The sequence below is a fragment of the Pseudarthrobacter sp. PvP090 genome (assembly GCF_040547365.1).
Taxonomy (GTDB): Bacteria; Actinomycetota; Actinomycetes; order Actinomycetales; family Micrococcaceae; genus Arthrobacter.
In genome coordinates this window covers 26,156-48,975 of record NZ_JBEPPO010000007.1, presented here as the reverse complement: position 1 = coordinate 48,975, position 22,820 = coordinate 26,156, and the positions used below count along the sequence as shown (strand labels likewise).

21 protein-coding genes are annotated in these 22,820 nt (G+C 68.9%); 13 read left to right on the top strand and 8 right to left on the bottom strand.

Annotation, left to right across the window (positions count from 1 at the left end):
• Positions 1-18 precede the first annotated feature (18 nt).
• A complete protein-coding gene (locus tag ABIC21_RS09820; RefSeq protein ID WP_354350214.1) occupies positions 19-912 on the top strand; it encodes a neutral zinc metallopeptidase in 894 nt (297 codons plus the stop codon).
• A 47-nt stretch (positions 913-959) separates the two neighbouring features.
• Here ABIC21_RS09820 and malQ read toward each other — a convergent pair whose 3' ends face one another.
• Both malQ and ABIC21_RS09810 read right to left on the bottom strand, forming a co-directional pair.
• Positions 960-3,116, bottom strand: a complete 2,157-nt coding sequence (gene malQ, locus ABIC21_RS09815; RefSeq protein ID WP_354350213.1) for a 4-alpha-glucanotransferase — start codon at positions 3,114-3,116, stop codon at positions 960-962.
• Positions 3,117-3,125: 9 nt separating this feature from the next.
• The gene (locus tag ABIC21_RS09810; protein ID WP_354350212.1) at positions 3,126-3,347 is read right to left on the bottom strand and encodes a hypothetical protein; all 222 of its coding nucleotides are present in this window, start codon (positions 3,345-3,347) and stop codon (positions 3,126-3,128) included.
• A 14-nt stretch (positions 3,348-3,361) separates the two neighbouring features.
• Here ABIC21_RS09810 and ABIC21_RS09805 point away from each other — a divergent pair, with 14 nt between their 5' ends.
• From ABIC21_RS09805 to ABIC21_RS09785, 5 genes are all read left to right on the top strand, one after another.
• Positions 3,362-3,595 carry a hypothetical protein gene (locus ABIC21_RS09805; RefSeq protein ID WP_354350211.1) on the top strand — a complete coding sequence of 78 codons (234 nt, stop codon included), beginning with the start codon at positions 3,362-3,364 and terminating at the stop codon, positions 3,593-3,595.
• Between the two features lie 149 nt (positions 3,596-3,744).
• Entirely contained in the window at positions 3,745-4,131 is a 387-nt protein-coding gene (locus tag ABIC21_RS09800; RefSeq protein WP_354350210.1) for a TraR/DksA family transcriptional regulator, read from the top strand.
• A complete protein-coding gene (locus ABIC21_RS09795) occupies positions 4,128-4,907 on the top strand; it encodes a M50 family metallopeptidase (protein ID WP_354350209.1) in 780 nt (259 codons plus the stop codon). The genes ABIC21_RS09800 and ABIC21_RS09795 overlap by 4 nt, the downstream gene beginning before the upstream one ends.
• A gap of 9 nt (positions 4,908-4,916) precedes the next feature.
• A complete protein-coding gene (locus tag ABIC21_RS09790; RefSeq protein WP_354350208.1) occupies positions 4,917-5,981 on the top strand; it encodes a glutathione S-transferase family protein in 1,065 nt (354 codons plus the stop codon).
• A gap of 158 nt (positions 5,982-6,139) precedes the next feature.
• Entirely contained in the window at positions 6,140-7,180 is a 1,041-nt protein-coding gene (locus ABIC21_RS09785) for an FUSC family protein (protein WP_354350389.1), read from the top strand.
• Here ABIC21_RS09785 and ABIC21_RS09780 read toward each other — a convergent pair.
• Genes ABIC21_RS09780 through ABIC21_RS09770 form a run of 3 tightly spaced genes read right to left on the bottom strand, consistent with a single transcriptional unit; the run spans position 7,177 to position 10,889 of the window.
• Complete coding sequence (locus ABIC21_RS09780; protein ID WP_354350207.1) at positions 7,177-8,088, bottom strand: MaoC family dehydratase; 912 nt, start codon at positions 8,086-8,088, stop codon at positions 7,177-7,179. The genes ABIC21_RS09785 and ABIC21_RS09780 overlap by 4 nt on opposite strands.
• Positions 8,085-9,440, bottom strand: a complete 1,356-nt coding sequence (locus ABIC21_RS09775) for a 3-oxoacyl-ACP reductase (RefSeq protein WP_354350206.1) — start codon at positions 9,438-9,440, stop codon at positions 8,085-8,087. Before ABIC21_RS09775 ends, ABIC21_RS09780 begins: the two co-directional genes overlap by 4 nt.
• Before the next feature lie 9 nt (positions 9,441-9,449).
• Complete coding sequence (locus tag ABIC21_RS09770; protein WP_354350205.1) at positions 9,450-10,889, bottom strand: acetyl-CoA C-acetyltransferase; 1,440 nt, start codon at positions 10,887-10,889, stop codon at positions 9,450-9,452.
• Positions 10,890-10,950: 61 nt separating this feature from the next.
• Here ABIC21_RS09770 and ABIC21_RS09765 point away from each other — a divergent pair, with 61 nt between their 5' ends.
• Positions 10,951-11,694 carry a TetR/AcrR family transcriptional regulator gene (locus ABIC21_RS09765; protein ID WP_354350204.1) on the top strand — a complete coding sequence of 248 codons (744 nt, stop codon included), beginning with the start codon at positions 10,951-10,953 and terminating at the stop codon, positions 11,692-11,694.
• The gene (locus tag ABIC21_RS09760; protein ID WP_354350203.1) at positions 11,691-13,835 is read left to right on the top strand and encodes an acyl-CoA dehydrogenase family protein; all 2,145 of its coding nucleotides are present in this window, start codon (positions 11,691-11,693) and stop codon (positions 13,833-13,835) included. The genes ABIC21_RS09765 and ABIC21_RS09760 overlap by 4 nt, the downstream gene beginning before the upstream one ends.
• Positions 13,836-13,927: 92 nt before the next feature.
• Here the strand turns inward: ABIC21_RS09760 and glgA are convergent, their stop codons facing one another.
• Entirely contained in the window at positions 13,928-15,133 is a 1,206-nt protein-coding gene (gene glgA / locus ABIC21_RS09755; protein WP_354350202.1) for a glycogen synthase, read from the bottom strand.
• Between the two features lie 96 nt (positions 15,134-15,229).
• Here glgA and glgC point away from each other — a divergent pair, with 96 nt between their 5' ends.
• From glgC to ABIC21_RS09740, 3 genes are all read left to right on the top strand, one after another.
• On the top strand, positions 15,230-16,645 hold the full coding sequence (glgC, locus tag ABIC21_RS09750) for a glucose-1-phosphate adenylyltransferase (RefSeq protein ID WP_354350388.1): 1,416 nt from the start codon (positions 15,230-15,232) through the stop codon (positions 16,643-16,645).
• Between the two features lie 72 nt (positions 16,646-16,717).
• A complete protein-coding gene (locus ABIC21_RS09745) occupies positions 16,718-18,181 on the top strand; it encodes an SDR family NAD(P)-dependent oxidoreductase (RefSeq protein WP_354350201.1) in 1,464 nt (487 codons plus the stop codon).
• Between the two features lie 88 nt (positions 18,182-18,269).
• Positions 18,270-18,740, top strand: coding sequence for a pyridoxamine 5'-phosphate oxidase family protein (locus ABIC21_RS09740; protein WP_354350200.1), 471 nt, complete (start codon positions 18,270-18,272; stop codon positions 18,738-18,740).
• A 67-nt stretch (positions 18,741-18,807) separates the two neighbouring features.
• Here ABIC21_RS09740 and ABIC21_RS09735 read toward each other — a convergent pair whose 3' ends face one another.
• Positions 18,808-19,260: a universal stress protein gene (locus ABIC21_RS09735; RefSeq protein WP_354350199.1), complete on the bottom strand. Its 453-nt coding sequence runs from the start codon at positions 19,258-19,260 to the stop codon at positions 18,808-18,810.
• 357 nt (positions 19,261-19,617) lie between these two features.
• Here ABIC21_RS09735 and ABIC21_RS09730 point away from each other — a divergent pair, with 357 nt between their 5' ends.
• A complete protein-coding gene (locus tag ABIC21_RS09730; RefSeq protein ID WP_354350198.1) occupies positions 19,618-20,346 on the top strand; it encodes a response regulator in 729 nt (242 codons plus the stop codon).
• 34 nt (positions 20,347-20,380) lie between these two features.
• Here ABIC21_RS09730 and ABIC21_RS09725 read toward each other — a convergent pair whose 3' ends face one another.
• Positions 20,381-22,081, bottom strand: a complete 1,701-nt coding sequence (locus ABIC21_RS09725; protein WP_354350387.1) for a sensor histidine kinase — start codon at positions 22,079-22,081, stop codon at positions 20,381-20,383.
• Positions 22,082-22,249: 168 nt separating this feature from the next.
• Between ABIC21_RS09725 and ABIC21_RS09720 the strand changes: the two genes are divergently transcribed.
• Positions 22,250-22,738, top strand: coding sequence for a pyridoxamine 5'-phosphate oxidase family protein (locus ABIC21_RS09720; RefSeq protein WP_354350197.1), 489 nt, complete (start codon positions 22,250-22,252; stop codon positions 22,736-22,738).
• Positions 22,739-22,820 lie beyond the last annotated feature (82 nt).

Genomic DNA, 22,820 nt, shown 5'->3' with positions numbered 1-22,820 from the left:
AGTCACCTAGGAGTGCCCATGCAACGCCGCCCAGCCGCAGTGTCCGCACTGCTCGTCTCGCTCTTGCTTTTTACCTCGTGCAGTCCCTCACCCGGCGGCCAGGGGGCCGAATCGACGGCGGCCCCGGGCGGAAGTGCCTCCCCCGGCGGCCAGGCCAGCGCTACGCCCTCCCCCGTTCCGGTGACGACGGACGCCACCCTCGCACCCCGGCCGGCGCCCGCCGCGTTGGAGGCAGCCACACCCGTGCCCACCCAGGAACTCGACGCGAGTAGGGGCCGGCTCTACTGCCCCAAGGGGTCACAGGAAGGCTGCCACGGCCCTGCCGATATGCCGAGCTACCTCGGCCACGTGCTCGCGGTGACAGCGCCGATGTTCGACGAGAAGTACGGCGTGGCGAACCGGCCGGCGTCGTTCTTCTTTGTGGCGGCAGGCCTGACCGGCCCGACGGCGTGCGTCAAGGATGACGGCAGCCCGGAAGAGTACACCAGCGAGGATTACTCGTACTGCACGGAGGACAAGGCCGTCTACGCCGGCCAGGACGCCCTGTGGCAGCTGTACAGCGGGGTGGGGGGTGCGGCGCCCGCCGTCGGCTACGCCCACGAATGGGGGCACCACGTCCAGAACATGAAGGGCGTCCCGGCTCCGGAGACCGAAGAGCAGAACATGCTCCTCGAGAACCAGGCGGACTGCATTTCCGGTGCCTGGGTGGCCCACGCGGCACAGTCCGGCAACTTGGTCTATCCCGGCGACCTGGGCGACCTCAATGCCTTGCTGGCGGGCATTGCACCGCCGGGCGAGGGTGAAACGGGGAGCCCGATCGAGGACCGGGTGAACGCTTTTATGCAGGGCTACACGAACGGACTTCCGGGCTGCAATTCGTACTTCCCGGAGACGCCCATTTACGCAGGATGACCCGGGAGCACGGCGCAGTAAACAAACGTGTTGTGCATCTTCGGCTCCTACGCCTCCGGACGCGGGGCGGACCGGATGGTGCCGACGAGCGAGCGGAATCCGGAGTCGGCCTGCAGGGCATCCAGCAGCACGGGTCCGCGCGGACCGGCGAGCGGTATACGCCAGTTGGGGTACTGCGTGCTGGTCCCGGGCTGGTTTTGGGTCCGGGTCTCCCCCACCGCGTCAACCAGCGCGACGCCCAGCAGGGACGAGGGCGTCAGGGTAGTGAACGCGTAGAGCGCCTCGACGGTGCCCTGCACGTCCTGGTGCCCCTGCTCCGGCAGGAGACCGCGTTCGCGCAGGAGCCCGAGCACCGCCTCCTGCTCGGCGGCCGCCTCGGCGCGTTCCTCGTCCACGGGGCGCTGCAGCAGGCCCAGTGATTCGCGGAGGGTGACGTGTTCGCCGGCCAGGTAGCCGGCCGTCGGGGGCAGGTCGTGGGTGTTGACGCTGGTCAGGCACTGCTGGCGGTACCGTTCCGGCGGGATCGGGCCGTCGGCGTCGTGCTCGAACCAGAGGATCGACGTGCCAAAGATCCCGCGTTCCGCCAGGTAGTCCCGGACCCACGGCTCAAACACGCCCAGATCCTCGCCAATCACGATCGCTCCGGCCCGCTGGGCCTCGAGGGCGAGGATACCGATCAGCGCCTCATGGTCGTAGTAGACGTACGTGCCCTGCTCCGGCCCGGCCCCTGCCGGGATCCACCACAGCCGGAACAGGCCCAGGATGTGGTCCACCCGGATCCCGCCGGCATGGCGCAGCACGGTCCGGAGCATGTCCCGGTAGGCGGCGTAGCCCGATTCCGCGAGACGGCCGGGGTGCCAGGGCGGCTGGGTCCAGTTCTGCCCCTGCTGGTTGAACATGTCCGGTGGGGCACCGACCGTGACGTCCCGGGCCAGCACCCCGGCAAGCGACCAGTCGTCCGCGCCGCCGGGCTTCACCCCGACCGCGAGATCGTGGACGACGCCGATCTCCATGCCTGACAGCCGGGCCGAGCGCTGGGCGGCTTCCAGCTGCTGGTCGCAGAGCCACTGCAGCCAGCGGTGGAATTCGATCCGGCCGGCCAGCAGGGCCCGCTGCTCCTTGCAGTAGGCGGTGCCCGGCGATGAGGCTTCCGCCGCCCACTGGGGGGCGCCGGGGGCCAGCTTCTCGGCCAGCGCGCACCACAGGGCGAAGTCCTCGAGCCCCTGCCCCTCCCCGGCACAGAAGTCAGCGAACGCGATCGACCGGGCAGGGTCGCGCGGGACCCCGAAGAGCAGCTCCAGGGCTGCCAGTTTGGCCCCGTAGCTGGAGTTCCGGTCCAGCAGCCCGGTGGAGTGGTTCGCAGCGTGCTGTTGACCGGCCAGCCGCTCCACCTCGGCCCGGCCGGCCGGGTCCAGGTAGCCGTATTCGGGGATCTCCTCCACCCGGAGGTAGAGCGGGTTGAAGTAGCGCCGTGTCGTGGGCAGGTAGGGCGAGTCCTCGACGGGAGGCCGGGGCTCGGCGGCGTGCAGCGGGTTGACCAGCAGGAAGCCGGCGCCCTCCTGCCCCGACATGGCGGCGAGATCGGCGAGGTCGGTGAAGTCGCCGATGCCCCAGGACCGGGAGGACCGCACGGAGTAGAGCTGCGCGGTCAGACCCCAGTTCCGCCGCCCGGCGAGCGCCTCGGTGGTGCGGAGCTTCACCGGCGTGACGATGAGCGTGCATTGGGCCACCGTGCCCTCATTGTCCGCCAGCAGGGTGTGCCACCCGAGGGGCACCCGGCCCGGGACCGCGAAGGTCGCCCGGCCGGTGAGGACGCCGTCGACGTCGACCGGCGCGTCCCAGTTGTCCCGTTGCGTCGCCTCGTAACGGTGGCCGTCTTCGGTGACGATCCAGACGCTGACGGCGCTTCCGTGCGGCACATGGACGTTGACGTTGAGTTCCTGCCTTTCACGGGCGACGGCGACCGGCGGCAGCAGGCGCCGCCACGGTGCCCGGCGGGCCTCGGCCAGGGACCGCTCCATCTCGTCCGGGTCATCGGCCGGGACGCCCAGCGCCGCCAGGACGCCGCGCAGGGTGGTGTCCGCGACGGAGCGTTCGACGCCGTCCCAGCCCCGGTACGAGGTCCCCACCCCGTGGGCGGCCGCGAGTTCCCGCAGCAGCAGGGGTGCGCCGGTCACGTTGTCATGGTGCATGCCATCAGCCATGGGGCAACTCTAAACGCTGCCCCCGTGCCCCGTCCCGTGTTGGTGGACGTGGGTTTCGCCGACCAGTTCCTGCAGGCCCTCGACGGCGCGCGCCAGCGACAACTCCGGGGAGGCAACGATGAACGGCATCAGGAGCCGGTTCTCCTTGTCCAGGTGCAGGGCGAAGATGTTCCGGATGGAGCCGGCGGCCACGGCGGCGTCCACCCCGGTGGATCCCCGCAGGTCCTCCACCAGTCGGCGAGCGCATGCGGGACGAGCTCGGTCTCGCACCACTCCACCAGCACCTCATGGGCGTCGTGCTCCGCGACGGCGTCCCCCGTCCGGACAGCGCGGACCAGTGTCGCCGTCAGCGTGCTGAGGCGCTTGAGCATGCCCGCATGGTGCTGCTCCACCGCTGCGAGGGCCCCGGCGTCGTCGTCGGCGTTCTTATTGCCGGTGCTGGCCGCTGGCTGGTCCATGACGTCTCCTGGAACTGTTGAATAGGGTCATGCGGGCTCTCTCCCCCACTGTACGGCGGAGGCCCGCCGGGGCACCGGGCCTTTCGGCCCAGCCCGGTGAAGCCGGCCCGCCACGGATGTCGATGCCGGCTTTAGGCCCGGCCGCAGCGTCCGCGCTAGCCTTGCAGCCTATGGTCGACGTCGAACGGTTCCGGATCCTCCTCCAGGAGGAGCGCCGCCGGAAACTTGCCCTGCTCCCCGCGCTTCGCCGGGACATCACCTCGGTAAACGCCGCCCGGCAGGACTCCAATGTCGACGACGAACACGATCCCGAGGGTGCCACGATCGCGTTTGAGCTCTCCCAGGCCTCGGCCCTGCTGGAGCAGAGCCGTCAGGGTCTCGAACAGATCGAGGCGGCTCTGGCACGGATCGACGCCGGCACGTACGGCATCTGCGCCGTGTGCGGGGAACACATCGCGGAGGGCCGGCTCGAGGCCCGCCCCTGGACCCCGTACTGCATCCGGCACAGTGCCGGACCGGCAGGCACCGCGGGAACACCGGGCCGGACCTCAGCATGACCAATCCTGCCGAGACCTGGTGGAACCGGATAGTCGCCGGATTCACCCACTCCCCCGTCCCGCACGTCACCGGCACCGAACTGGCACTTGTCATCCTCCTGGCCGTCGCCCTGTCCCTGCCGCAGGCGACCTGGCGGTACTTCGGGCTGCTGGCCACCGTCACCCACGAACTCGGCCATGCGTTCGCCGCGCTGATGACCGGGCAGCGCCTCGGCGGCATCCACCTGCGCCTGGACCACTCGGGAACCACCACCACCTACAGCCGGAGGCCGCTGGCCGCCGTCTGGTCCACGTTCTGGGGATACCCGGTGCCGGCCGTGGTGGGCGCGGCGATGGTCTGGAGCGGCTTCAACGGCTGGGGTCCGGCGGCGATGTCAGTCGGGACCCTCATCCTGCTGGCCTCGTTCCTGTTCATCCGCAACGGCACCGGGCTGCTGATCACCGCTGCCGCGGTCCTGGCCGCCGCCCTGCTCGTGCTGTTCGTCCCGCCCGGATTCAACGGCCATGTCATGATCGTGCTGGGCCTGGCGCTCCTCGTCGCCGCCGTCCGGGACCTCGGCAAGCTCGCCAACGTGCACCTGCAACGCCGGGACCGGCTGGCGACGTCGGACGCATACCTCCTCTCGCGGGCCACCCGCATCCCCGCCGCCGTCTGGATCGTGCTGTTTGCCGCCGTCGTCGGCGCCGCCTGGTGGGTGGCCTGGCAGCCGATGTCGCAGGTGTTCTCTGCAGTGCCGCCGCTCACAGTGCCGGGACAGGGCGGCACCCCGGCATAGGCTGGGACCATGAGCACAACACACACGGACGACCCCGGATTCAGCACCAAGGGTGCCTACGTCACCGGAGGTGCGGAGTTCACCCGGGACACCAACTACATCGAGGACCGGATCACCCGCGACGGCGCCCCCGGCCGGAACGGCGAGCCCGGCTGGCCGGTGGAGCCGGGACGCTACCGGCTGATCGCGGCCCGCGCCTGCCCATGGGCCAACCGGACCGTGATCGTGCGCCGGCTGCTGGGCCTCGAGGACGTCATCTCCCTTGGCCAGCCCGGCCCCACCCACGATGCACGCTCCTGGACCTTTGACCTGGACCCGGATGGCAGGGACCCGGTCCTCGGCGTGGAACGGATCCAGGAGTCCTACTTCCGCCGGTTCCCGGACTACCCCCGGGGCATCACCGTGCCGGCCATCGTCGACGTCGCCAGCGGCCAGGTGGTGACCAACAACTTCCCGCAGATCACCCTCGACTTCGCGACCGAGTGGACCGCGTTCCACCGCCCCGGTGCCCCGGACCTGTACCCGGAGGCACTCCGTGAGGAGATCGACGCGGTCAACAAGAGGGTCTTCACCGAAGTGAACAACGGCGTGTACCGCTGCGGCTTCGCCGGTTCCCAGCCGGCCTATGATGCTGCCTACGACCGGCTCTGGACCGCCCTGGACTGGCTGGAGGAGCGCCTCACCGGCCAGCGGTACCTTGTGGGGGACACGATCACCGAGGCCGACGTCCGGCTCTTCACCACGCTGGTACGGTTCGACGCCGTCTACCACGGGCATTTCAAGTGCAACCGGCAGAAACTCAGCGAGATGCCGGCGCTGTGGGCCTACGCCCGCGACCTGTTCCAGACCCCGGGGTTCGGCGACACCGTCGACTTCGTGCAGATCAAGCAGCACTATTACATCGTCCACGAGGACATCAACCCCACCGGGATCGTTCCGGCCGGGCCTGAGCTCGGCAACTGGCTGACCGCCCACGGCCGGGAAGCACTCGGCGGCCGCCCCTTCGGCGGGGGAACGCCGCCGGGCCCGGTCCGGGCCGGGGAGGAAGTTGCACCGGGGCACGGCGCGGACTAAACCGGGGGCGCCGGAGGGGGTTCGTCCAGTTGTCGCAGCAACGTCCCCGCCCTAGGGTGAACCGGGTGACAACCACAGACGAGGCCACGCACACCGGCGGCCCCTCCCGGCCCCGGCGGCTCTGGCGGATCGCGGCCGGCAACGTCCGCTCGGCGCTGCTGTGGCCCCGGCTGCAGCTGGCCCTCAAGGCAGGACTGGCCGCGGGTATTGCCTTCGCAATCGCCCCGTTCATGCCCGGCTCCGCGGCCGACTACCCCTACTACGCTCCGCTGGGCGCCCTCGTGGCCATGTACGAGAACGTCGCCGGCTCCATGAAGCAGGGGGTGCAGGCGCTCGCGGGGCTGGCCATCGGGGTGGGGCTGGCCTTTGTGCTGTTCGTTCTCGGCAGCCCGACGCCGCTGACGGTCGGTGTTGTGATGGCTTTCGGCGTCGTCCTGGCCGGGCTCCCGAAGATCGGCGCGGGCCGGGACTGGATCCCGACGGCGGCGCTCCTGGTCCTGCTGGTCGGCGGCCACAACCCGGACCAGTTCTCCTTCGGCTACCTCCTGCAGATGGGCGCCGGCGTCACGGTGGGCATCCTCGTGAACCTGCTGGTGTTCCCGCCGCTGCACTTCCGCGCCGCCGAGCTCAGCATCGCCGAACTGCGCCTCGCGCTCGCCCAGCAGCTCTGGGACATGGCCAAGGCGCTGAAGGAGAGCTGGCCGCCGGAACACGAGGACTGGTCCAAGCGGTCCGGCGCCCTCGAGGCGTCCGCGCGCTCCGTCCGCCTGGCCGTGGAGAAGGCGGACGCCAGCCGGCAGGCCAACCCCCGGCGCCGGCTCCATCCGCGGGACATCGAGCTGGACTACCGCAACCTCCGGGACCTGGAACGGGTGACCTTCCACGTCCAGGACGTGACGCAGGTGCTCTCCGACGTCATCTGGGCCAAGGACACCCCCTTTGTGGTGCCGGATGAGTACGCTGCGCCTCTCGCCGACGCCATGGCCGCCGTCGGCGACGTCCTGGAGGCGGTCGAGACGGCGAGCCCGGACCGGCAGTCGGAGCTGAGCCAGGAAGCGGACGCCACCGTCAAGGCCCTGACCGCACGCGTGGGCGCGGAGGAAGCGGCTACCGACGCCCCCAGCGCCGTCGAATCGATCCTCTTGAGCCTGCACCGGATGCTGCGCGTGGTGAAGAACTCCGCGGATAACCAGGGCTAGAGCGCGGCCACCGATCCGCTGAAGTGCTTGCGTCCGGACCGCGAATTCCAGGCGACGTAGTCCGAGCGCCGCCACGCCCCGTCACTGTCCTGGCCGGTGCTGATGCCCAGCGCCACGCGGGCCGGCAGGAACACCGGCGCCTCGAAGGCCACATCCCAGCTGAACGCTTCGCCTTTGGCGGCCCCCACGTCCGCCAGGGCCCTCGACGCCAGATACATGCCATGCGCAATCGACCGCCGCAGGCCCAGCGCCTTGGCCGACAGGACGCTCAGGTGGATCGGATTGAAGTCGCCGGACACGGCGGCGTAGGCCCGCCCCGTGTCGACGCCCAGCTGCCACAGCGCGGTCGGATCCGGCGCCGCGAAATTCGCTGCGGGCGACGCGGCCGTGGGCTTGTCGATCCCGGGCAGGAAGACGCCTTTCGCCAGGTAACTGGAGACACCGCGCCAGCTCACGGCGCCCTCCCCCGCCCGGCGCACCTCCGCGACGACGTCCAGCTGGGTGCCGGCCCGGTGACCGCGCAGGTTCTCCGCCCAGGCCTGGACGTCCAGCGCCTCGGTGAACCGGAGCGGAGCGGACTGCACCACCCGGTTCTCCACATGGATCATGCCCAGCAGCGGCAGCGGAAAATCATCCCGGTTCAGCACGCTCATGGCCAGCGGGAACGCCAGCGCATGGATGAAGCCGGCCGGCAGGACATCGCTCGCGGTCTCACCGATCAGGTGCTGGTACGCCGTGAGGTTTTCCACCGCCGCCTTGACGCCGCGGACCTCATGCCGTGCCTCCGGGAGCCCGTCCCCGGCGTGGGTGCCCAGCACCCGGCGGCGGGCGGCGGTGGCTGCCGCGTTGACGTAGAGCTTGGACAGCGACGGCATCTCCCCCAGGATGACGGGCTGTGGTGGGGTCATGCCCCCACCAGGTTCTGCCCGCAGACGCGCAGCACCTCGCCGGAGATGCCCCCGGCGGCGTCGCTGGCCAGGAATGCGATGGCCTCGGCCACGTCTCCCGGCTGCCCGCCCTGCTGCAGGGAGTTCAGCCGGCGGGCGATCTCGCGGGTGGCGAACGGGATCTTCGCGGTCATCTCCGTCTCGATGAAGCCCGGGGCGACGGCGTTGATGGAGCCGCCGTGCGTGCCGATCAGCGGAGCCGTGGCCCGGACCATGCCCATGACGCCGCCCTTGGAGGCGGCATAGTTGGTCTGTCCGCGGTTGCCGGCGATGCCGCTGGTTGAAGCGACAGAGACGATCCGCGGGGAGCTCCGGAAATGCTCCGAGGCCAGCAGGGCCTCGTTGATCCGGAGCTGCGCGGCAATATTGACCGCGATCACCGAGTTCCAGCGGCCCTGGTCCATGTTGGCGAGCAGCTTGTCCCGGGTGATGCCGGCGTTGTGGATCACGATGTCCAGGCGCCCGTGACGTTCCACGGCGTGGTCGATGATCCGCTGCCCGGCGTCCTCGCGGCTGATGTCCAGCTGCAGGGCCGTGCCGTGCACCTCGTTGGCCACGGCGGCAAGGTGGTCGCCGGCGGCCGGGATGTCGACGACGACGAGCGTGGCACCGTCGCGGTAGAGGGTGCGCGCAATCGCGGCGCCGATTCCGCGCGCGGCGCCGGTCACGACGGCGACTTTCCCCGCCAGCGGCCTCCCGGCGTCGGCCGGCAGCTGCCCTTCGGCGGAGCTGACGGTGAGGAACTGCCCGTCGACGAACGCGGACCGGCCTGAGAGGAAGAAGCGAAGCGCTCCGAGGGTGCTGGGGCTGGTGGTGCCGGCGCCGTCGGCGAGCAGGATGCCGTTGGCGGTGGCGCCGGCGCGCAGCTCCTTGGCCAGCGAGCGGAGGAGCCCGTCCACTCCCTGGCGGGCGGCCGCGGCGGCCGGGTCCGCAGTGTCCGGATTTGCAGCGTCGGCCGCCGTGCGGGAGACGGTGATGACGCGGGCGTTGGCTGCCAGGTCCCGGAGGGACGTGGCGGCGGTGAGCACCGGCTTTTCGAGGTCCTCCGGACGGGCCAGTTCATCCAGTACGAGGATGATGGCGCCGAGCTTCTCCTTGGGCACCGCATGGCGGCGCACATCGAGGTTCCAGGACAGGAGCGTCGAGGCCAGCGCGTCGGCGCCGCTGCCGCCGCCCTGGACCAGGACGGGCCCGCTCACAAGCGGCTGTCCCGGCTGGTGGCGGCGCAGCACCGCCGGCTGCGGCAGCCCGAGTTTCCTGGCAATGTCCCGGCCCGGGCCGTGGCTCACGAATTGGGTGTATTTGTCGGTCATCGGATCCCCCTAGAGTGCTTCAAGAATAGCGACGACGCCCTGGCCGCCGGCCGCGCAGATGGAGATGAGCCCGCGGGCCGGTCGGCCGTCAACGTCGCCCCTGGCGTGCAGCATTTTCGCGAGGGACGCCACAATCCGGCCGCCGGTGGCCGCGAAGGGGTGGCCCGCCGCGAGGGAGGACCCGTTGACGTTGAGCCTGGTCCGGTCGATGCTGCCGAAGGCCCCGTCCAGGCCGAGCCGTGTACGGCCGAACTCCTCGTCCTCCCACGCGGCCAGGGTGCTCAGCACGGTACCGGCGAAGGCCTCATGGATCTCGAAGAAATCAATGTCATCCAGGCTGAGCCCGTTGCGGGCCAGCAGCCGCGGCACGGCGAACGCCGGAGCCATCAGCAGGCCGTCCTTGCCGTGAACGAAGTCGACCGCGGCCGCCTCCCCGTCAACGACGGTGGCCAGCTTGGGCAGGTCATGGGCATCCGCCCACTCCTCGGCCGCGAGCAGCACGGTGGAGGCGCCGTCAGTGAGCGGGGTGGAGTTCCCTGCCGTCATGGTGGCCGCGGATCCCAGGTTCTTGCCGAAGACGGGCTTGAGGGTGGCGAGCTTCTCGAGGCTCGTGTCGGCCCGCAGGTTGGAGTCGCGGGTGAGGCCGCGGTAGGGCGTGAGCAGATCATCGAAGAAGCCGGCGTCGTAGGCAGCGGCGAGGTTGCGGTGGCTGTTGAAGGCCAGTTCGTCCTGCGCCTCCCGGGTGATCTTCCACTGCGCCGTCGTGAGCGCCTGGTGTTCCCCCATGGACAGGCCGGTGCGCGGTTCGCCCGTGTTGGGCGCGTCCGGGGCGAGGTCCTTGGGCCGGAGACGGCTGAGGACCTGCAGCCGCTGCGGCAGCGTCTTGGCCCGGTTCAGGTCCAGGAGCACTTCGCGCAGGCCCTCGCTCACGGCGATGGGGGCGTCCGAGGCGGAGTCGACGCCGCCGGCGATCGCCGAGTCGATCTGGCCGAGTTTGATCTTGTTGGCGAGGCCGAGGACCGTTTCCAGCCCGGTGGCGCAGGCCTGCTGCAGGTCGTAGGCGGGGGTCTCGGCCGACAGTGCGGAGCCGAGCACGGCTTCCCGCGTCAGGTTGAAGTCACGGGAGTGCTTGAGCACCGCGCCGGCGGCAACCTCGCCGATGCGTTCGTCCTGCAGCCCGAACCGGGCGATGAGACCGTCCAGGGCCGCGGTCAGCATGTCCTGGTTGGAGGATTTGGTGTAGGCGCCCCCGGTGCGGGCAAAGGGAATGCGGTTGCCGCCAACGATGACCGCCTTGCGCAGCTGCGGCGCCGTTGCTGCGGAGCGTCCTGCGGGGCTTGCCGCGGAAATGGAAGCTGCTGCTGTGGCGGCGGCTGCCGTGGCCGCGCCGGCCGTTTCCGGGGTGGTTGATTCCTTTGGTCCGGGTGCGGACTGTCCGTGGACGGACATGGGCTGTCTCCTTTGATCAAAGCGGTTACCGATACCCAGCGTACCTGATACGCTGGGTATCGTGAACATCCCCCAGAGTGACCTTCCCGGCGGCAGCGTGGACGGCCGCGCTTCGCGCTGGCAGTCGCACCGTGAAGAGCGCCGCCGGGAACTGATCAAGTCAGCCCGCAAGGCCGTGCACAGACTGGGCAGTGATGCGTCCATGGAGGACATTGCTGCCGCGGCGGGGACCTCCAAGTCCGTGTTCTACCGGTACTTCGGGGACAAGGCCGGGCTCCAGCAGGCCGTGGGCGAAGTCGTGCTGAGCCAGATGCAGCGCCGCATCCAGGAAGCAGCCCAGAGCGCCCAGACGCCCCGCGAGGGGCTGCTGGCGATGGTGTCTGCGTACCTGCAGATGGCGGAAACCAGCCCCAATGTGTACGCCTTTGTCACGCGCTACGCCCCCGGCGACGCCACGAGCGGAACCATCGCCACCGCAGGCGCCCTGGGCCATTTCTTCGCGGCGATCAGCGACATGATCGCCCGGCCGATGCGCAGCCACCTTGGCGACTCGGCCGGGCGCGAGGCCGTGATCGGGTACTGGCCGAACGCGGCCATCGGACTTGTCCGGAACGCCGGCGAACAGTGGCTGGCCAGTCCGGCGTCCCCCGCCAAACCCGACCAGGAGGCCATGGCGCGCCAGATCACCGACTGGCTCTGCCTCGGCATTGCACCCGAACTGCGCACCGCGGCACCGGCTTCACCACCCACTTCACCACCCGCTTCAGCACCGACCTTGTCAGAACCAACGAAGGAATCGACATGACCGAACTAGCCGACCGCTCCGCGGGCTCCCCCGCAACCGTCCCGGCCGCGGTGCCGGGCTCCCCCCGCCCGGCTGCCACGCCCGGCGCGCATGCTGCGGCGGCTCCCGTCGTCGACGTTGCCGCGCTGGGCGAGCTGCTGTTGGGGAAGTGGGCCGACACACGCCGCACCGCGCGGATACTCGCAGGCCAGCCGGAACTGCACAAGACGGAGGGCCTCACCCACACCGAGCACCGCCGCCGCGCCTTCGGCCAGCTCAAGGTCCTGGTGGACAACGGTGCCGTGCACCGGGCCTTCCCCGCGTCCGTCGGAGGCGCCGATGAACACGGCGGCAACGTGGCCGGGTTCCAGGAACTCGTCATCGCCGACCCTTCGCTGCAGATCAAGGCCGGAGTCCAGTGGGGGCTGTTCGGCTCCGCCGTGAACCACCTCGGCACCGGGGAGCACCACCGGAAGTGGCTGCCCGGCATCATGAACCTGGACATTCCGGGCTGTTTCGCCATGACGGAGACCGGGCACGGTTCTGACGTCGCCAGCATCGCCACCACCGCCACCTACGACCCGGCCACCGAGGAATTCGTGGTGCATACGCCGTTCCGGGCAGCGTGGAAGGACTACATCGGCAACGCCGCCGTGGACGGCGTCGCCGCCGTCGTCTTCGCCCAGCTGGTGACGCAGGGCGTGAACCACGGCGTCCACGCCTTCTACATGGACCTCCGCGACCCCGACACGAAGGAGTTCCTGCCCGGCATCGGCGGCGAGGACGACGGCGTCAAGGGCGGACTGAACGGCATCGACAACGGCCGGCTGCACTTCACGCAGGTCAGGATTCCGCGCACCCACCTGCTCAACCGCTACGGCAACGTCGACGCCGACGGAAGCTACAGCTCCCCCATCGCGAGCCCGGGCCGCCGCTTCTTCACCATGCTCGGCACCCTCGTCCAGGGCCGCGTCTCGCTCGACGGCGCCGCAGTCACCGCGTCGAAGCTCGCCCTGAAAACGGCAATCCAGTACGCCACGGAACGGCGCCAGTTCAACGCCTCCTCGCAGACTGACGAGGAAGTGCTGCTGGACTACCAGCGGCACCAGCGCCGGCTCTTCACCCGCCTGGCCACCACGTACGCCGCCGGTTTCGCCAGTGAACAGCTGCTGCAGAAATTCGACGACGTTTTCTCCGGCCGTGCTGACACGGACGAGGACCGCCAGGACCTGGAAACCCTCGCGGCCGCGCTCAAACCGCTCAGCACCTGGCACGCGCTCGACACCCTGCAGGAATGCCGCGAAGCCTGCGGCGGCGCCGGCTTCCTGATCGAGAACCGCTTCGCCTCGCTGCGCGCCGACCTCGACGTCTACGCCACCTTCGAAGGTGACAACACGGTCCTGCTGCAGCTGGTCGCCAAACGGCTGCTGGCCGATTACGCCAAGGAATTCCGCACGGTGAACTTCGGCGTGCTGGCCCGCTACGTGGTCGGCCAGGCCACCGGCGCCGCCATCCACCGGACCGGCCTGCGCGGTGTCGCGCAGTTCATGGCGGATTCCGGTTCGGTGCAGAAGGCCGCCATCGCGATCAAGGACGAGGCAAGCCAGCGCGCACTGCTGACCGACCGGGTGCAGACCATGGTCGCCGACGTCGGCTCCGCCCTCAAGGGCGCGAACAAGCTGCCGCAGCAGCAGGGCGCGGCCTTGTTCAACAGCCACCAGAACGAGCTCATCGAGGCCGCCCAGGCGCACGCCGAGCTGCTGCAGTGGGAGGCCTTCACCGAAGCGCTGGGCACGGTCACGGACCCGGGCACCAGGAAGGTCCTGACCTGGCTGCGCGACCTCTTCGGGCTGTCCCTGATCGAGGACAACCTGGCCTGGTACCTGATGAACGGCCGGCTCTCCATGCACCGCGCCCGGACCGTGGGCGACTACATCAACCGCCTGCTCGTGAAGATCCGCCCGCACGCCCTGGACTTGGTCGACGCCTTCGGGTTCGGCCCCGAACACCTCCGCGCCGAGATTGCCACGGGCGCAGAGAAGCTCCGCCAGGACGAGGCGCGCGGGTACTTCCGCACCCAGCGTGCCAGCGGCGACGCCCCGGTGGACGAGAAGATCCTGCTGGCCCGAAAGAGCCACGGGACGAGGGCGCCCGGCGCCTGACCCGGCCGTCATTCAACGACGGCGTCTACGACGACGGCGCCGCCCCCTGAGCCGGGGCGGCGCCGTCGTCGTCTGTTCTTCCGGGCAGAGGGTCAGGAACCCGCGGGGAGCACCGAACGGTAGACCTCGAGGGTGGTTTCCGTGATGGATTCCCAGGAGAAGTGCTCCTCGGCCCGGCGCCGGCCGGCCTGGCCCATGGCCCGGGCCCGCGCGGGATCGGACACAACCTCGGTCAGTGCGGCGGCGAACTCGGTGACGAACTTCTCCGGATCCAGCGGAGTGCCGGTCCCGTCCGTCACCTGCTCGATGTCCACCAGCAGCCCGGTCTCGCCATGCTGGACAACCTCCGGGATCCCGCCGGTGGCACTGGCCACGACGGCGGCGCCGCAGGCCATGGCCTCCAGGTTGACGATGCCCAGCGGCTCGTAGATGGACGGGCACGCGAACGCTGTGGCGTGGCTGAGGACCTGGATGAGTTCGTTGCGCGGCAGCATCCGCTCCACCAGGATGACACCGCTGCGCTGGGCCTGCAGCTGCTCGATCAGGCGGGCAGTTTCGGCCGCCAGCTCCGGGGTGTCGGCCGCACCGAGGCACAGTACCAGCTGGACGTCGGCGGGCAGCTTGGCGGCAGCGCGCAGCAGGTAGGGCACGCCCTTCTGCCGGGTGTTGCGGCCCACGAAGACCACGCTCGGCCGGGACGGGTCAATCCCGAGGGCGCGCACGACGTCCTCGCCCTCGTCCCGGTTCCACAGGCTCACGTCGATGCCGTTGTGCACCACCTTGACCTTCGCCGGATCCACCTCGGGGTAGCTGCGGAGAATGTCCTGGCGCATGCCCTCAGACACGGCGATGATGGCTGCCGCGGCCTCGTAGGCGGTTTTTTCCACCCAGGAGGACAGGGCGTAACCGCCGCCGAGCTGCTCGGCCTTCCACGGGCGCAGCGGCTCCAGGCTGTGGGCGCTGAGCACATGCGGGATGCCGTGCAGCAGCGAAGCGATGTGTCCGGCCATGTTGGCGTACCAGGTGTGCGAATGCACCACGTCGGCGCCGGCGATGTCCGGAACGATCCGCAGATCCACCCCGAGGGTCTGCAGTGCGGCGTTCGCCCCGCCGAGATCCTCGGGCACGGCGTAGGACGTCACCGTCGCGCCGTGATACCCGGGTTCACGGGGCGCGCCGAAGGCGCGCACCTGCAAATCCACGTGCTGGGCAAGCACCCTGCTGAGTTCGGCCACGTGGACCCCGGCGCCGCCATAGATTTCGGGCGGGAATTCTTTGGTCACAATGTCTATACGCACAAACCCCAAGGTAGTCGTTACGGTGGAACTGATCTAGTGTGAAGACGTTCGGGCGTGCCGGACTGTTTTGGGGAAGTACAAAGGCGTTCAGGAGCGATCACCATGCCGAATAAGAAAGTTTTGGCCATTGTCCTCGCAGGTGGCGAGGGAAACCGGCTCATGCCGCTGACGGCGGACCGGGCTAAACCCGGCGTCCCGTTTGCTGGAAGTTACCGGCTCATTGACTTTGCGTTATCGAACCTGGTCAATTCCCGCTATTTGCAGATCGTTGTCCTGACGCAGTACAAATCGCACAGCCTGGACCGCCACATTTCCGAAACGTGGCGGATGTCTACGCAACTGGGCAATTACATCGCGTCGGTCCCCGCGCAGCAGCGTGTGGGCAAGAGTTGGTTCCTCGGCAGCGCCAACGCCATCTACCAGTCCCTGAACCTCATCCATGACGCCAACCCGGACATCGTCGTCGTCGTGGGCGCGGACCACGTCTACCGGATGGACTTCGCCCAAATGGTTGACCAGCACGTCGCCAGCGGCGCCAAGGCCACTGTCGCGGCAGTCCGCCAGCCGCTGCACATGGCGGACCAGTTCGGTGTGATCGAAGTGGACCAGGACAACCCGGAGAGGATCGCCGCCTTCGTCGAGAAGCCGTCCTCCACCCCGGGGCTGGCCGCGGACCCCACCCAGTTCCTCGCGTCCATGGGCAACTACGTCTTCGACGCAGACGCCCTGGTCGAGGCCCTGCATGTCGACGCCGAGCGCCTGGACACCAAGCACGACATGGGCGGGGATATCATTCCCTACTTCGTCGACAAGGGCGAGGCCGGGGTCTACGATTTCACGCTGAACCAGATCCCCGGCTCCACCGAACGCGACCGCACCTACTGGCGCGACGTCGGGACCATCGACTCGTTCTACGACGCGCACATGGACCTCATCTCGCCCGTGCCGGTCTTCAACCTCTACAACTCGGAATGGCCGATCTACACGCGCCAGAGCATCTCCCCGCCGGCCAAGTTCGTCCGCGGCCAGAAAAACACGGTCGGCACGGCCCTGGATTCGATCGTGGCCAGCGGCACCGTGATCTCCGGCGGCATTGTGGAGGGCTCCGTGCTGTCCAACGACGTCTACGTCGGCACGTCCAGCCGGGTGCTCGACTCCGTCCTGATGGACAAGGTCAACATCGGCGAAGGCGCCGTCGTCAAGCGGGCCATCATCGATAAGAACGTCAAGGTCCCGGCGGGCGCCGCGATCGGACTCGACCCCGAACTGGACCGGGCCCGCGGCTTCAAGGTCACCGACTCGGGCATCACCGTCCTGTCCAAGGGACAGCTCGTCCCGGAGCCCGGCGAGGAGGAGCGCGCCCTGTCGGCCGCCAACCTGATCCTGGTGCCGGACGCGGTCAAGGCCGCCACGGAGCACTGGCCCGCCCTGCGGGAATCAGTGGACAAGGTGGCGGAAGTCCAGGCTGCCGCCGTCGGCGTCTCGGCTCCGCGGTCAAGCAACGCCCCCTGAGCCTGAACAGCTGCAGCGGGAGCCCGGACCCGGCGTCGGGCCGGGCTCCCCGCAGGCTGTAAAATTGGGGCAATGAGCTCCCCCGATCTGCCCTCCGATCTGACCCCCGAGGAAATCCAGGCCTGCCTGAAGGTCCTGAACAGCATCCACGCCTACGACGAGGAGCACCCGGACTACGTTTCGGTGCGCCGTGCCACCGGCAAGATGTTCAAGGCCGTCAAGCGCCACCGCCGGGTCAGCAAGCGGGATCTGATCGCCGAAGCCGACCGCGCCGTGATCGCCCAGACGGCGACGGCGGCCCCGGACCGGATAGACGACGAAACCCGCGGCAACAAGCTCGCCCCCTCCACGACAGGGAGCATCGCCGGGCACCTGATCAAGTCCAGGCCCTGCTACATCTGCAAGCAGCACTTCACCCAGGTGGATGCCTTCTACCACCAGCTGTGCCCGGAATGCGCCGCGTTCAGCCACAGCAAGCGGGACGCCCGGACGGACCTGAGCGGACGCCGCGCCCTCCTGACCGGCGGCCGGGCCAAGATCGGCATGTACATCGCGCTGCGGCTGCTCCGCGACGGCGCCCACACCACCATCACCACCCGCTTCCCCAAGGACGCCGCGCGGCGCTTCGCCGCGATGGAAGACAGCGGCGAGTGGCTGCACCGGCTGCGGATCGTCGGCATTGACCTGCGGGATCCCTCGCAGGTGATGGCGCTGACCGACTCGCTCAACGCCGCCGGCCCGCTCGACATCATCATCAACAACGCCGCCCAGACCGTGCGCCGCTCCGGCAACGCCTACAAGCCGCTGGTCGACGCCGAGGACGAGCCCCTCCCCGCGGCCCTCCAGGCGGCCAACGGCGGCCCGGAACTCGTGACCTTCGGCCACGCCCACGACAAGCACCCGCTGGCCCTGGCCAGCACCGTCCTGGAGCACCCGGTGCTGGCCGGGGACGCGATCACCTCGCTGGCGCTGTCCACCGGTTCCGCCTCGCTGGAGCGCATCGCCTCCGGCACTGCCATCGACGCCGGCGGCCTGGTTCCCGACCTGGCCAGCATCAACAGCTGGACCCAGGTGGTGGACGAGGTGGATCCCCTCGAAATGCTCGAAGTCCAGCTGTGCAACGTCACCGCACCGTTCCTGCTCGTCAGCCGGCTCCGCGGGGCGATGAAGCGCTCCGACGCCCGGCGTAAGTACATCGTGAACGTCAGCGCCATGGAGGGCCAGTTCTCCCGCGCCTACAAGGGTCCCGGCCACCCGCACACGAACATGGCCAAAGCGGCGCTGAACATGATGACCCGGACCAGCGCCCAGGAGATGCTGGACGAGGACGGCATCCTGATGACCGCCGTGGACACCGGCTGGATAACGGACGAGCGCCCGCACTACACCAAGGTCCGGCTCATGGAGGAGGGCTTCCACGCTCCCCTGGACCTCGTCGACGGGGCCGCCCGGGTCTACGACCCGATCGTTATGGGCGAGTCGGGCGAGGACCAGTTCGGCGTCTTCCTGAAGGACTACAAGCCGAGCCCCTGGTAGGCCGCCGCCTTTATCAGGGCCGGCCGGTGGGGGCTACGGGCCTAATGGCCCTAATGGGGGCCCGGCACAGTACGTAACGTGGGTCCACATGAACACAGAGACGACGCCTGCGCCCGATTTCGGAATCTCCATGGACCAGTGCTGGGTGCTGCTGGACACCGAGGTCGTGGGGCGGATCGCCCTCATTGTGGACGGCCATCCGGAGATCTTCCCGGTGAACTTCGCGCTTGAACGCCGCTCGATTGTGTTCCGCACCGCCGGGGGCACCAAACTGTGGGCGGCGATGACGGCCAAGCCCATCGCCTTCGAAATCGACGGTTACGACTCCCACGAACAGCAGGCCTGGAGCGTGGTTGCCCGCGGCGAGGCAGAACTGATTGAAAACCAGCAGGAGAAGGAAGCCGTCGACGCCCTGATGCTGGAACCGTGGCAGCCCGGCGACAAGGACTATTACATCCGGCTCTCCCCGAAGGCCCTGACCGGGCGCCGGTTCAAGGTCAACCGTCCGGACCTGTGGAGCACGCGGCTCTCCGATCCACGCCGGACCTCGTTCGAATAGGGCCCCCGTCGATCGGCAAAGCCCCAGCCGGCCAGCCCTGATCGACTCGAGGTGGCCCCGCCCGGCCCTACTTGGCGGCCTTCACCTCGGGCGAATGGACGACAAGGACGGGGCAATGGGCGTGGGCCACGAGGGCGGAGCTCACGGAACCGATCAGCATGCCGCCGAACCCACCGTGCCCGCGGCGTCCCACCACCACCAGGTCGGCGTCCCGGCTGGCCTCAATCAGGGTGTGCCGGGGGTGACCTTGCACGAGGCGGGTCTCGACGTTGGCCGGCGTGTCCGCCCCAAAGGCCTTCTCCACCGTCTCCTGCAGGATTTCCCCGGCACGGACGTCGAAGTCATCAATTCCCATCGCGACGTAACCGTCGTATACCGGAGGGACGTCCCAGCTGGCCAGCGCCACCAGCGTCGCCGAGAGCGGCACGGCGAGGCTTTGGGCCTGGCGAAGCGCCTCCACCGACGCATCGGAACCATCAACCCCCACCACAATGGTCCGGATGTCCCTGGCTTCGGTCATGGCAGATCCCTTCGTCATACGGCTGTCGCATCCAGCCTATAGTGCGTGCTGGCCGTGGAAGCAGGTAGGGCCGAAAGTCATCGTGGACAGCCCGCCGGCCCGGTCCGGCAGGACCAAGGACCCTTGCCGGGGCCCGCTGCCCGGAGAAGAATTGCAGTCGCCGGGAACATAACAGGCTCCCGGAGTGGACAATGTAACAACGGGGACCACGCGGCAATAGCAGCGGCGACGGCGCCGGTGGCGCCCCGCTCAGCGACAATGGATTGAACAGGCACGACCCGCAGGCCCCATCTGCGGAAAACAGGCTGGGGAGCACCTCACCACTCATGGCAGCGCAAGCCGCCGGACAGGAGAATCATGATTGCCTGGGCAGACGCAGGTCTCGCTGCACCCGACGGAGCACCGGCCGTCATCCGGGTTTTCATCCTGGATGACCACGAACTCGTCAGGCGCGGACTTCAGGAACTCCTCGAGGGTGAGGGCTTCCAGGTCGTCGGCAGTTCGGGTTCCGCCGTCGAGGCGACCCGCCGCATTCCCGCCCTCCATCCGGATGTCAGTGTTCTCGATGCCCGGCTGCCGGACGGGACCGGTATTGAGGTCTGCCGGGACGTGCGCTCGGTCGACCCGTCGCTGAACTGCATTATCCTGACCAGCTTCGATGACGAGCAGGCCCTGCGCGGCGCCGTGCTGGCCGGCGCAAGCGGCTACGTGCTCAAGGAAATCGGCGGCACCGACCTGATCGGGGCACTGCGCCGGGCGGCCGCCGGCGAATCGCTCTTTGCGGAAGGGGTCGCCGCCGGCATCGTTGACAGCCTGGTCGAGGCCGAAGAGGTGGACCCCAGGACGTCCTCCCTCACGCCGCAGGAGCGCCGGGTCCTGGAACTGGTGGGCGGCGGTCTGACGAACCGCCAGATAGCCGCGGAAATGTTCCTGGCGGAGAAGACGGTCAAGAACTACGTTTCGTCCCTGCTGGCCAAACTGGGTTTTGAACGCCGGACCCAGGCCGCCGTTTTCATCGCCGGGCCCTCCTCACCGGTACCGCCCGCAAGCCATGCCGAAGCCAACCGCCCGCACAGTGTCCGCTAGCTGACCTCGTGACAGCCGCTCCAGCCGCCGGCGGCTAGAGCGGCACGGACCACTCAAGGCTCGTGCCGGCGTCGGGCTCGCTCGTGATGGTGCATTCGCCGTCCAGCATGCGGGCGCGGTCTTCCAGGTTGGCGAGTCCCCTCCGTCTTTGTGGTTCGGCGAAGCCGGCTCCGTTGTCCGTGATGACCACCGTCACCCGGCCCTTGACCACGCCCACCGAAACAGAAATGGTGTCCGCGCCGGAATGCCTGATGGCGTTGCTGAGCCCCTCCGAGACCACGGCCACAACATTGTCCGCCTTGTCCGGCGTCACGGCGTCCACCGGGCCCGTGATGATCAGGCGCGGCGTGAACGGCATGGACTTCGCCGAACTGCGTGTTACCCGCCGGATCCGCCCGCTGAGCAGTTCCGTCCCGCCGCTGCTGCTCTTGAGCGAGTAGATGGTGTCCCGCAGGCTTCGGATCGCCTCGTCCAGCTCGCCGGTGATATTGCGGATCCGCTCGGTGGCAAGCTCATCCTTGGTAAAACGGGTCAGGCTCTGGACGCTGAGGCCGGCCGCGAACAGCCGCTGGATCACGAGGTCGTGGAGGTCGCGGGCGATCCGGTCCCGGTCGGTGAAGACCAGCAGCTCCTCGCGGAGGCGGTGGACACGGGCGAGTTCCAGGGCGAGTGCGACGTGGGAACCGAAGACAGCCCCCATCTCGATGTCCGTGCGGGCGTAGCGCAAAGAGTGCGGGTCCCGTATCAGCAGCAGGAGCCCGTGGTGCGCTCCCTGCGTGCTCAGCGCCACCGCCAGCAGCGGGCCGGTGATGCCGCCGTCGATCTCGCCGAAGAGGGCGGAGGCGTCGTCAAGCACCACGGGCTCGCCACCGTCCAGGACACTCTCCAGCAACGGCGAATCGAGGCTCAGCGAACGGCCGGAGAACTGCGGACTGCGCTTTCCGGCGGCTCCGGCGACGGTGTGGCCGCGGCCGTCGGTGGCGGGCGCCACCAGAAGGGCCAACTGCGACCCGGACTCCTGCAGGGCCCGGCTTGCAATGGGGTCCAGCCCGCCGGAGGTGTAGTCCCGGTCGTTGCTGAGCATCAGCCCCGAGACGTCCATGCAGGCCTCCAGCCAGCGGGCCCGGCGCCGGGCGTCGTCGTAGAGACGGGCATTTTCAATGGCCACCCCAGCGGCGGCCGCCAAGGCCACGGCCAGGCCCTCGTCCTCGGCCGTGAAGTCGCTGCCATCTTCCTTTTCCGTCAGATAAAGGTTCCCGAAGACCACGTCCCGGACCCGTACCGGGACGCCGAGGAAGGACTTCATGGGCGGATGGTTCGCCGGGAAGCCGTAGGATTCCGGATGCTCGCGCAAGTCGTGAAGCCGCAGCGGACGGGGTTCGGAAATCAGGAGCCCCAGGACTCCGTGGCCGGTGGGCAGCGGCCCGATCCGGTGGGCCATCTCCTGGTCGATGCCGACCGTGATGAAGTGGCTGAGTGCCTGGTCGTCTCCGATGACGCCCAGGGCGCCATAGCGGGCGTGGAGCAGGCGGCAGGCGGACTGCACAACGCGTTCCAGCACAGCATCGAGGCTGAGGTCCTCGGCGACGGCGACGACTGCCTCCAGCAGCCCGGCCATCCGTTCCTGGGACTGGAGCAGTTCCTCAGCCCTGGAAACGAAGCCCTTGAGGACACCGTCAATCATGGGCTGTGGCTCAGTGGCGGCCTGGTCCGGTAGTTCCCCCATTGAATACATACTCATGGCCCCAATTCGATACAACACACAACGATCGTCCGCGCTGACGATAGTGATGCCAGAATACCCCGACACGGGGTCAAAGACCCCAGAAGGCGGACGATATTGCTTCGGATTGTGACCTTATCCCCTACCCCGTAGCCGTGTGCCTGGCGTAGGCTCGCCGCCATGAGTACTGATCCGAAGCCGGGAAAAAACCAGCAGGCACACGAAGTTGAGAACCTCGACCACCACGAATGCTGGCGTCTGTTACGCGGCGTCTCCGTGGGCCGGCTCGCGGTCTGGGTGGACGACCATCCCGACATTTTTCCGATCAACTACAAGGTGGACCACGGCACCCTGGTGTTCCGCACGGCGGACGGCACCAAGCTCCAGGCGGCCACGAGCGACACCCCGGTGGCTGTGGAGGCCGACGGCGTCGACGCCGACAGCGGCATCGCCTGGAGTGTTGTGATCAAGGGGCAGGCCGCGCCGGTGCAGAACCAGCAGGAGGTCATGGACACCGTGGGGCTGCTGCTGTTCCCGTGGCAGGCCGGCAAGAAGGAACACTTCGTCAGGATCACCCCGGACACCGTGACGGGACGCCGGTTCAAGGTGGTACCGCCGCTGACGTGGTGGACACCGCTGGATGACGCCACCCGCTCCGGGCTCGAATAACCCCCGCGTATCACCGTTGCGCTATCACTTTTGGCTGTTCTGGGACCCCAGAACAGCCAAAAGTGGTAGCGCAACACCGGGG

Excerpts from the sequence above, each read along its gene's own strand:
- malQ (WP_354350213.1), bottom strand. The coding sequence starts at position 3,116 with ATGGCTGATGGCATGCACCATGACAACGTGACCGGCGCACCCCTGCTG.
- ABIC21_RS09790 (WP_354350208.1), top strand. The coding sequence starts at position 4,917 with ATGAGCACAACACACACGGACGACCCCGGATTCAGCACCAAGGGTGCC.
- ABIC21_RS09760 (WP_354350203.1), top strand. The coding sequence starts at position 11,691 with ATGACCGAACTAGCCGACCGCTCCGCGGGCTCCCCCGCAACCGTCCCG.
- ABIC21_RS09795 (WP_354350209.1), top strand. The coding sequence starts at position 4,128 with ATGACCAATCCTGCCGAGACCTGGTGGAACCGGATAGTCGCCGGATTC.
- ABIC21_RS09740 (WP_354350200.1), top strand. The coding sequence starts at position 18,270 with ATGAACACAGAGACGACGCCTGCGCCCGATTTCGGAATCTCCATGGAC.
- ABIC21_RS09780 (WP_354350207.1), bottom strand. The coding sequence starts at position 8,088 with ATGACCCCACCACAGCCCGTCATCCTGGGGGAGATGCCGTCGCTGTCC.
- ABIC21_RS09775 (WP_354350206.1), bottom strand. The coding sequence starts at position 9,440 with ATGACCGACAAATACACCCAATTCGTGAGCCACGGCCCGGGCCGGGAC.
- ABIC21_RS09730 (WP_354350198.1), top strand. The coding sequence starts at position 19,618 with ATGATTGCCTGGGCAGACGCAGGTCTCGCTGCACCCGACGGAGCACCG.
- ABIC21_RS09745 (WP_354350201.1), top strand. The coding sequence starts at position 16,718 with ATGAGCTCCCCCGATCTGCCCTCCGATCTGACCCCCGAGGAAATCCAG.
- ABIC21_RS09800 (WP_354350210.1), top strand. The coding sequence starts at position 3,745 with ATGGTCGACGTCGAACGGTTCCGGATCCTCCTCCAGGAGGAGCGCCGC.
- ABIC21_RS09805 (WP_354350211.1), top strand. The coding sequence starts at position 3,362 with ATGCGGGACGAGCTCGGTCTCGCACCACTCCACCAGCACCTCATGGGC.
- ABIC21_RS09770 (WP_354350205.1), bottom strand. The coding sequence starts at position 10,889 with ATGTCCGTCCACGGACAGTCCGCACCCGGACCAAAGGAATCAACCACC.
- ABIC21_RS09735 (WP_354350199.1), bottom strand. The coding sequence starts at position 19,260 with ATGACCGAAGCCAGGGACATCCGGACCATTGTGGTGGGGGTTGATGGT.
- ABIC21_RS09720 (WP_354350197.1), top strand. The coding sequence starts at position 22,250 with ATGAGTACTGATCCGAAGCCGGGAAAAAACCAGCAGGCACACGAAGTT.
- ABIC21_RS09725 (WP_354350387.1), bottom strand. The coding sequence starts at position 22,081 with ATGTATTCAATGGGGGAACTACCGGACCAGGCCGCCACTGAGCCACAG.
- ABIC21_RS09820 (WP_354350214.1), top strand. The coding sequence starts at position 19 with ATGCAACGCCGCCCAGCCGCAGTGTCCGCACTGCTCGTCTCGCTCTTG.